A 7466-nucleotide genomic window follows, 5' to 3' on the forward strand; every position below is an offset into this window, starting at 1 on the left:
CAGCCACGTGATCATTCTGGCCGTCCAGTGCCGCCCGGAACAGCGACCGGGCGGCACGTCACGACGGGGCGAACGTTGCCTGATGCGGCACTAGGGACGGCCTTCGCCAAAGACATCGACGATGCGAAGGGAGTTCTCCAGTGATGTCCGATCGGCCCGACGTAGCCGGGACGGCCGGTGATGACGGCTGTCTGCGGCGCGTCATGGCGGTCCCGCTGGTACTCCTCCACGCGATCGCCGCATGGTTCGTGTACACGGCCCTCACCATCCGGCCCGCAGGAAGCTGGGACGACGAGGCACAGGCAGGGATCGTGCTGTCCTGTGTTCTCGCCATCGCCTCGAGCGGGCTCGCCCTCCTGGTGACTCTTCTTCCGTCGATCCGTCGCGCCATGGGCCCGTGGTGGCTTGCCCCGCCGCTCCTCCTGGGCGCGGTCGCTGCCGCCCGGTGGGCAGTCGCCGAGTGAGGACCACCTCCGCAAGTCGTGCCCCAGCCGAGCCCCTCAGGACGGTCAACAGCGGTCTACGCAGGTGCCCACGAGCCTGCGGGATGAGTGCCACCAGCACCTGTTTTCGCAGGTCAGACAGCGAGTGGCCAAGCCGGGCGACGGTGATTCCCGAGCTTGTAGCGCGGTTCGATTCCCGTCATCCGCTCTTGAACGAAGCCCCAGGTCAGCGGCCTGGGGCTTCGTCGTCGTCCAGCCGGAGTCAGGGCGCCGCGAACCGGTACGTGAGATGAGTGACCCGCGGGGAGTCGACCACCCGGACGGGTTCGAGGCTGAGGCCGGTCGAGACGCCGTCGAACAGCCGGACGCCCGCTCCGAGGACGAGGGGCGCGAGATGGATCTGGAGTTCGTCCAGGAGTCCGGCGGCGATGAACTGCCGTACGGTGTGGGCGCCGCCGGAGATCTGGACGTCCTTGCCCCCAGCGGCCCTGCGAGCCCGGGCCAGCGCGCTGTCGATCCCTTCGGTCACGAAGGTGAAGGCGGTACCGCCCTGCCGCACCCACGGTGCCCGAGGCGTGTGGGTGAGGACGAAGACGGGGGCTCGGAAGGGCGGCGGGTCGGGCCAGCCGACCTCCCCTTCGTCGAACATCCGCCGCCCCATGATGTAGGCACCGGCGCGGTCGAAGTTCTCCCGGACGATGTCGTCGTCCTGATCGGTCTGCCCGCCTTCGGCATTCTGGCGGGCCCGCCAGCTCTCGACGTCGAAGACCCATTCGTGGATGCGCATCCCGCCGTCACCGAGCGGGTTGTCGGGGCGGGAACCGGGGCCGGCGATGAAGCCGTCCAGGGACATGCCCAGACTGGCGAAGACCTTGCTCACGCCTGCTTCCCGGCGGTGAAGAAGTCCGCCAGAGCGGGAGCGAGGGCGGCGGGGGCGATGGTGTGCTCCTGCCCGGGGAAGATCCGGAGGGTGAAGTTGTCGGCCAGAGCGGCGAATTCACGGGCACCGGTGAGCATGTGCGGCGCGCCGACGTCGCCGCTGCCGACGAGGACGGGAACCGTCACGGACCGCCAGCGGTCGGCGGGCAGGGGACGCCCGGACATGGTGTCGCCCATGACCCGGCCGTCGTAGGGCAGAGTCCGGGCGACGGCCTCCATGCCCGCCCAGAAGGGGGCCTGCCGCATGCCGGCGACGGCCTCGGCGGGCATGCCCACGGCCGCGGTCATGAAGTACGCGGCCGCGTCGCCGTAGGCCCCCCGTTCCACCAGTTCCTCCAGGCGGGCGACGTAGTCGGCGGGCAGCGGCGGGCGGCTGTCGTCGGTGACGAAGGGCGGCTCGTAGAGGGCGAGCCGGGTCACGACGCTCCCCCGGGCCGCGGCCTCCAGCGCCAGCACGGCGCCGGAGGACATGCCGAAGAGCATGGCCTCGCCGCCGGCGTGCTCGATCAGGGCGTCCAGGTCCTCGACCTCACGCTGCACGTCGTACGCCGGGCCGTCGCCGCTGTCGCCCCGGCCTCGACGGTCGTAGGTGAGCACGGTGAAGCGCTCGGCCAGCAGACCGGCGAGCTCCGCCGAATCGTGCCGCGTCATGAACGCTCCCCCGACGAGCACCAGCGCGGGGCCGGATCCCCGCTGCTCGAAGGCGATGGCCGTGCCGTCGGCCGAGAAGACCTTGTCCATGTGAAACCCCCGTAGGTGTGCGGGCCCACCGTGAGGCGCCGCGCCGGAACTGGACGGTACAGTACTCGAACGAGTACTGGTCGGTCCAGTACTCTTCGGAGGAAGGCGAAGGCGGGCAAGAGGAGTCGAGGATGGACAGCCGTTCGGCACGCAAGCACCAGGCGATCCTGGAAGCCGCGACCACCGTGTTCCTGGACAAGGGGTACTCGGGAACGAGCATGGACGACATCGCGAAGCTGGCGGCGGTCTCCAAGCAGACCGTCTACAAGCACTTCGCGGACAAGGAGAAGCTCTTCGCCGAGATCGTCCTGGCCACCACCGACCGCATCGACGGCATGATCGACCTCGTGGCCGACGTACCCGCCGACGCCGACACCCTGGACGAGAACCTGGCCCGTCTCGCGCACCGGTTCCTGACGGCCCTCACCCAGCCCCAGGTCATCCAGCTGCGTCGACTGATCATCGCCAACGCCGGCGCGTTCCCCGCGCTGGGAGCCGCCTGGTACGAGCACGGCTTCGAACGGGTCCTGGCCACCCTGGCAGCCACTTTCGAGCGCCTGACCGACCGGGGAGCGCTCAGAACCGACGACCCCATGCTGGCCGCCCACCACTTCGCCGGACTGCTGCTGTGGATCCCCGTGAACCGGGCCATGTTTCACGGCAGCGCCCAGCACACGGAAGCCGATCTCGACCGCTACGCGACAGCCGGCGTCCGCGCCTTCCTCGCCGCGTACCGGGCACCAGGCGCCCCGTGAGGGACGGCGGCCCGGTCGGACAGCCGAGAACGCCCGGTCGGACGGCAGGCTGGACGCGAGGCGAGCCGGGAGGTGCGTCGGCCGTGCCCCATCCGTGGATCCGTGCCCTTCGGAGCGGTGAACAGCGGTCGCCACGGGCGTCTCCGCGCCCGTCGAAGCCGCCGCATCAGCGGATGTCGCCGCAGGTCAGAAGGCGAATGTTCACGGTCTGAGGGGCAGTGATTCCCAAGCTTGTAGCGCGGGTTCGATTCCCGTCATCCGCTCTTGAACGAAGCCCCGGGTCAGCGACCTGGGGTTGGGGGTGATTCTCCGGTCGGCGCCCAGGGTGGGCGACGGCGGGCCCTCGCGGTGGTACGCGGAGCGCTGTCATTCCATTCGTTCGATCACCATGGCCATGCCTTGGCCGCCGGCCGCGACGACGGTGACGAGGGCGGTGGTGTGGTCGTCGTGGCGCAGGGTGGTGAGGGCGGTGGTGGTGAGTCGGGCGCCGGCGGCGCCGTAGGGCTCGCCGAGGGCGATCGATCCGCCGTGGGTGTTCATGCGCGCGGGGTCCAGGCCGAGTTCGGTGCAGTAGGCGAGGACTTGGGCGGCGAAGGGTTCGTTGCCGGCGACGGTGTCGATGTCGGTGAGGGACAGGCCGGCCCGGGTCAGGGCGGTGCGGGTTGCGGCGACGGGGGCGGGGCCCTCTGTTTCGGGTGTGGCGGCCGACGTCGCCGTGGCGAGGATCCGGGCGAGCGGGGTGTGGCCGTGGGCGCGGGCGTAGGCATCGGACATGACCACGACTGCGGCGGCTCCGTCGGAGAGCGGCGCGCTGTTGCCGGCGGTGACGCGTCCGTCGGGGCGGAAGCGGGGTGCCAGTTCGGCCAGGGTGTCCGTGGTGACTCCGGTGCGGGGGCAGTCGTCGGTGGTGGCGGTGGCTCCGTCGGGGCTCTTGACGGGGGCGATGTCGCCGAGGTGGAAGCCCTCCGCGAGGGCTTGCTGGGTGAGGTGGTGGGAGCGCGCGGCGTAGGCGTCCATGTCGCGGCGGGAGATGCCGTAGACATCGGCGACGTTCTCAGCGGCGAGGCCGACCGGGATGTAGGGGTCGGGCAGCATTCCCCGCCTGCGAGGGTCGGTCCAGGGCATGGCGTCACCGGCCGACCGGGCGAGGGTGCGTTCCCTGGCTTCGGCGAAGGCGGGGTTCTCGGTGTCGGGCCAGGTGTCGGAACTTCCCCGGGACAGCCGGGACTGGGACTCCACCCCGGCGGCGACGACGACGTCGGCGTCGCCGCACCGCACCGCCTGTGCGGCCATGCGGATGGCCTGGAGCGACGAGGTGCAGAAGCGGTTCACCGTCACGCCGGGAACGTGGTCCCAGCCGAGCAGGACGGCGGCGATCCGGGCGATGTCGAAGCCCTGCTCGCCGCCGGGCAGGGCGCACCCCACGATCAGGTCGTCGATGGAGTCCGCGGTCAGGCCGGCGATGCGGGCGACGGCCTCGGCGGCGGTGTGGGCCAGCAGGTCGTCGGGACGTACGGCGGCCAGCGAGCCCTTGTGGGCGCGGCCGATGGGGGTGCGGACGGTGGAGACGATGACGGCGTCGGGCATGGAGGTGGTCCTCGGAGAAGTCGGTGAGGGGGAGACGGCCGGTGGGGTGTGGGAGGGACTACAGCCGCAGGGAAGGGCTGTGGGTGCGCATCCACCGGTCGAGGTCGAGGACGAACTCGAGTCCCTCGCGCGGGAACCGGTCCTCGCCCTGCGCTTCCAGGAGCAGCGTGCGTACGGCCTTGGGGTCGAGCAGGCCGATGGCCGGGGAGCCGGAGGACAGGAGCTGCCGGACCTGGGTGGTCAGCGCGGCGCGGTAGGCGGGGTCGCGGACCATCGGATAGGGGCTCTTGCGACGCTGGAGGACGGGGTCGGGGAGCAGCCCTTTCATGGCGGCGCGCAGCAGGCTCTTCTCACGGCCGTCGTGGGTCTTCACGGCCCAGGGGACGTTGATGACGTACTCGACGAGGCGGTGGTCGAGGAACGGGACACGGACCTCCAGGCCGACCCCCATGCTGAGGCGGTCGGTACGGTCCAGCAGGCAGGGCAGGAAGCGGGTCAGGTTGAGGTGGCTGCCCAGGCGCAGGGCTGCCTCGTCGGGTGAGGTGCCGGGAAGGTGCTCGATCTCGGCGACGGCTTGCGCGTACAGCTCGGCGCGGTGACCGGGCAGGTCCAGGGTGGCGGCGAGGGCGGGGTCGAGCAGCCGGGTGGCATCCGCGCGGCCCAGGACCTTGTCCCAGGGAAACGATCCAGCAGATGCCGCCTGGTGGGTGAACCAGCGGTAGCCACCGAACAGTTCGTCGGCTCCCTCGCCCGACACCGTGACGGCGAAGTGCTCGCGTACCGCCCGGAACAGGAGCAGCAGCGAGGTGTCGAAGTCGCCCATCGTCAGCCCGTCGCGCAGGCGGCCCGCCCAGGCACGCAGCGCGGGGTCGGCCAGATCATCCGCGCTCGGCCGCACCGTACGGTGGGTGGTGTCGAGATGCCGGACCATCAGGTCGACGTAGGGGCCGTCCGGGTCTCTGGCCATGGCGTCGCCGTCCGCCGCGCGGGCCCCGACGTCGACGGACAGGGTGTGCAGCTTCCCGGCGGCAGGACGGCCGAGTGCGGCGAGTGCGCTGGAGTCCAGGCCGCCCGACAGCAGCATGCAGACGGGGACGTCCGCCGCCAGTTGCCCCCGCGCGGCCCGCCCGAGCAGCCCTCGTACTCGTTCCACCGTGGTGGGCAGGTCGTCGCGGTGCTCGGCCGGCGTCAACGACCAGTAGCGCTGAATGGATTCGCCTTCGGAGGAGACGACTACGGTGGTACCGGGAGCCACCTCGCGCAGTCCGGCGAAGGCGCTGCGCCCCGGCGTCTTGATCATGGGGTGCGCGGTGAGCAGCAGCTCACGGAGTCCGTCGGTGTCCAGTGCCACCGGGACGGCGGGGTGGGCGAGTACGGCCTTGGGCTCGGACCCGAACACCGTCCCGGCCCCGGTCCTGGCGTAACAGAGCGGCTTGATCCCCAGCCGGTCCCTGGCCAGGGTCAGCCGCCGCCGCGCCGGTTCCCACGCCGCGTAGGCGAACATCCCCTCCAGCCGGCCGGGGGCGTCGCGGCCCCAGGCGTCGATCGCGTGCAGGACCACCTCGCTGTCACCGCGCGTGCGGAACCTGTACCCGAGCCCGGTCAGCTCCCGCCGCAGTTCGCCGTGGTTGTAGATCTCGCCGGTGAACACCACGGCCAGCACGGTGCGGCCGGCGTGCTCAAGGAGCAGTGGCTGACGGCCGCCCTCCAGGTCCACGACGGCCAGCCGGGTGTGGCCCAGCGCCGCGTTCCCCTCGCGCCAGGTCGCGGAGGCGTCCGGACCCCGGCAGGCGAGCGTCTGCGTCATCTCCTTGAGAGTGGTGCCTTCGGTGGCGGCCGCGGGAGCGTCCCCGAAACCTGCGTACCCGACCAGACCGCACATGCGTGAGAACTTCCCAGGCCCAGCAGGAGGGGCCGCCCTGAACGTCCTGGGCCCGCACTGCCGCACCCTTGCGGATGCCTGCTTCACGACAGGGGTCCGCCGCCGGATCTCCGGCGGCGACAACTCAAACGATCAAGGGCTGATCACGTCACGCGCGACGAAGGGCCCTGGACGGGCTCAAGTGCCGGGTTCCCAAGGGGCAGGCGGTGGCCGTACCGCTAGACCTGCGCAGCCCTGGTGCCGCGCCGCCGCGCCGTGTAGCGGAGCAGGGACCAGATCGCTGCGGCATTGACCAGGGCGCTGACCAGGACCGCGGCGTGGAAGCCGAGCCCGGCCCAGATGCCGGGGTCGGCGGCCACGGACGTGTCCGGTACCCAGTCCGCGGGGAGCGGAGCAGACTCCGGAATGAACTCCGTGGGCGGTTCGGCGGGCGGCTCCGAGCCGTAGTAGGGATCACCGGGCGGGATAGGGGCCGAGTCCAGGGCGGCAGCAGCGGGTCCGAAGAACGACAGCAGCAGGAGGCTGACCGGCGCCGTGGCCAGAATCGGCCAGATCCCGAAGAACCCGATGTCCCCGAGCCGGCTGCCGACCTCGACGTAGACCAGCATCGCGACCACCAGTGCCAGGTACGCACCGGGCACCCACGTCTCAGCCTTCGACCAACGGCGCACCATGACGTTCCCCGTTCCGTTCCGCTTCGTTCGACCTGCACCCAGTCTCGAAGCTGCCGAGGACCACCACCTGAGTACGACAACTCATCCTGCTCGGCCCTGCATACCTGGTCAGAGCCGTGCACGGCAGGAACGCCGGGGACACCGCGCAACGTATCCGGCATGTCCGGTGCGTCTTCGCCGTGGCCCTCGGCGCTGAACCCGGGTCCCGCGCCGGTCATCGCGGGCGTGCTCGACGAGGGCTCCGGTGCCGGGTTCTCCGGTCGGGAGGGCCCGCGCGGAGGAGGGTGGTTGCTGGGCGGGGGAGGGTGGTTGCTGGGCGGGGTGCGGGATCACGGGAGCCTCCGGTACGGGTGTGGGGGGGGGCCCCGTTCCCGGGGGGCCGCCCCCCAAAGTTATGGCCTCCCCCCCCCTCCCCCCCCCCCGAGACGCGGGTCGAGCAGGCGCT

At 71.4% G+C, this 7466-nt stretch carries 7 protein-coding genes; 2 read left to right on the top strand and 5 right to left on the bottom strand.

Features of this window, described 5'->3' with window-relative positions:
* The first annotated feature begins 143 nt into the window (after window positions 1–143).
* On the top strand, window positions 144–464 hold the full coding sequence (locus ACFUJR_RS18985; protein WP_383172158.1) for a hypothetical protein: 321 nt from the start codon (window positions 144–146) through the stop codon (window positions 462–464).
* A gap of 241 nt (window positions 465–705) precedes the next feature.
* Here the strand turns inward: ACFUJR_RS18985 and ACFUJR_RS18990 are convergent, their stop codons facing one another.
* Window positions 706–1323, bottom strand: a complete 618-nt coding sequence (locus ACFUJR_RS18990) for a dihydrofolate reductase family protein (RefSeq protein WP_383172160.1) — start codon at window positions 1321–1323, stop codon at window positions 706–708.
* Entirely contained in the window at window positions 1320–2123 is an 804-nt protein-coding gene (locus tag ACFUJR_RS18995; protein ID WP_383172162.1) for an alpha/beta fold hydrolase, read from the bottom strand. The genes ACFUJR_RS18990 and ACFUJR_RS18995 overlap by 4 nt, the downstream gene beginning before the upstream one ends.
* A gap of 131 nt (window positions 2124–2254) precedes the next feature.
* On the opposite strand from ACFUJR_RS18995, the gene ACFUJR_RS19000 reads away from it, so the two are divergent.
* Window positions 2255–2878 carry a TetR/AcrR family transcriptional regulator gene (locus tag ACFUJR_RS19000; protein WP_383172164.1) on the top strand — a complete coding sequence of 208 codons (624 nt, stop codon included), beginning with the start codon at window positions 2255–2257 and terminating at the stop codon, window positions 2876–2878.
* 366 nt (window positions 2879–3244) lie between these two features.
* Here ACFUJR_RS19000 and ACFUJR_RS19005 read toward each other — a convergent pair whose 3' ends face one another.
* The 3 genes from ACFUJR_RS19005 to ACFUJR_RS19015 all read right to left on the bottom strand — a co-directional run bounded on the left by ACFUJR_RS19005 (window position 3245) and on the right by ACFUJR_RS19015 (window position 6988).
* Window positions 3245–4465 (bottom strand): acetyl-CoA C-acyltransferase, encoded by a 1221-nt coding sequence (locus ACFUJR_RS19005; protein ID WP_383172166.1) that lies wholly within the window; start codon window positions 4463–4465, stop codon window positions 3245–3247.
* Between the two features lie 58 nt (window positions 4466–4523).
* Window positions 4524–6347: an asparagine synthase (glutamine-hydrolyzing) gene (asnB, locus tag ACFUJR_RS19010; RefSeq protein ID WP_383172168.1), complete on the bottom strand. Its 1824-nt coding sequence runs from the start codon at window positions 6345–6347 to the stop codon at window positions 4524–4526.
* A 218-nt stretch (window positions 6348–6565) separates the two neighbouring features.
* Window positions 6566–6988, bottom strand: coding sequence for an SCO4225 family membrane protein (locus ACFUJR_RS19015; protein ID WP_383172170.1), 423 nt, complete (start codon window positions 6986–6988; stop codon window positions 6566–6568).
* Between the last annotated feature and the right edge of the window lie 478 nt (window positions 6989–7466).

This window comes from Streptomyces sp. NPDC057271, assembly GCF_042668715.1.
Classification (GTDB): Bacteria; Actinomycetota; Actinomycetes; order Streptomycetales; family Streptomycetaceae; genus Streptomyces.

Excerpts from the sequence above, each read along its gene's own strand:
- ACFUJR_RS18985 (WP_383172158.1), top strand. The coding sequence starts at position 144 with ATGTCCGATCGGCCCGACGTAGCCGGGACGGCCGGTGATGACGGCTGT.
- ACFUJR_RS18995 (WP_383172162.1), bottom strand. The coding sequence starts at position 2,123 with ATGGACAAGGTCTTCTCGGCCGACGGCACGGCCATCGCCTTCGAGCAG.
- ACFUJR_RS19000 (WP_383172164.1), top strand. The coding sequence starts at position 2,255 with ATGGACAGCCGTTCGGCACGCAAGCACCAGGCGATCCTGGAAGCCGCG.
- ACFUJR_RS19005 (WP_383172166.1), bottom strand. The coding sequence starts at position 4,465 with ATGCCCGACGCCGTCATCGTCTCCACCGTCCGCACCCCCATCGGCCGC.
- asnB (WP_383172168.1), bottom strand. The coding sequence starts at position 6,347 with ATGTGCGGTCTGGTCGGGTACGCAGGTTTCGGGGACGCTCCCGCGGCC.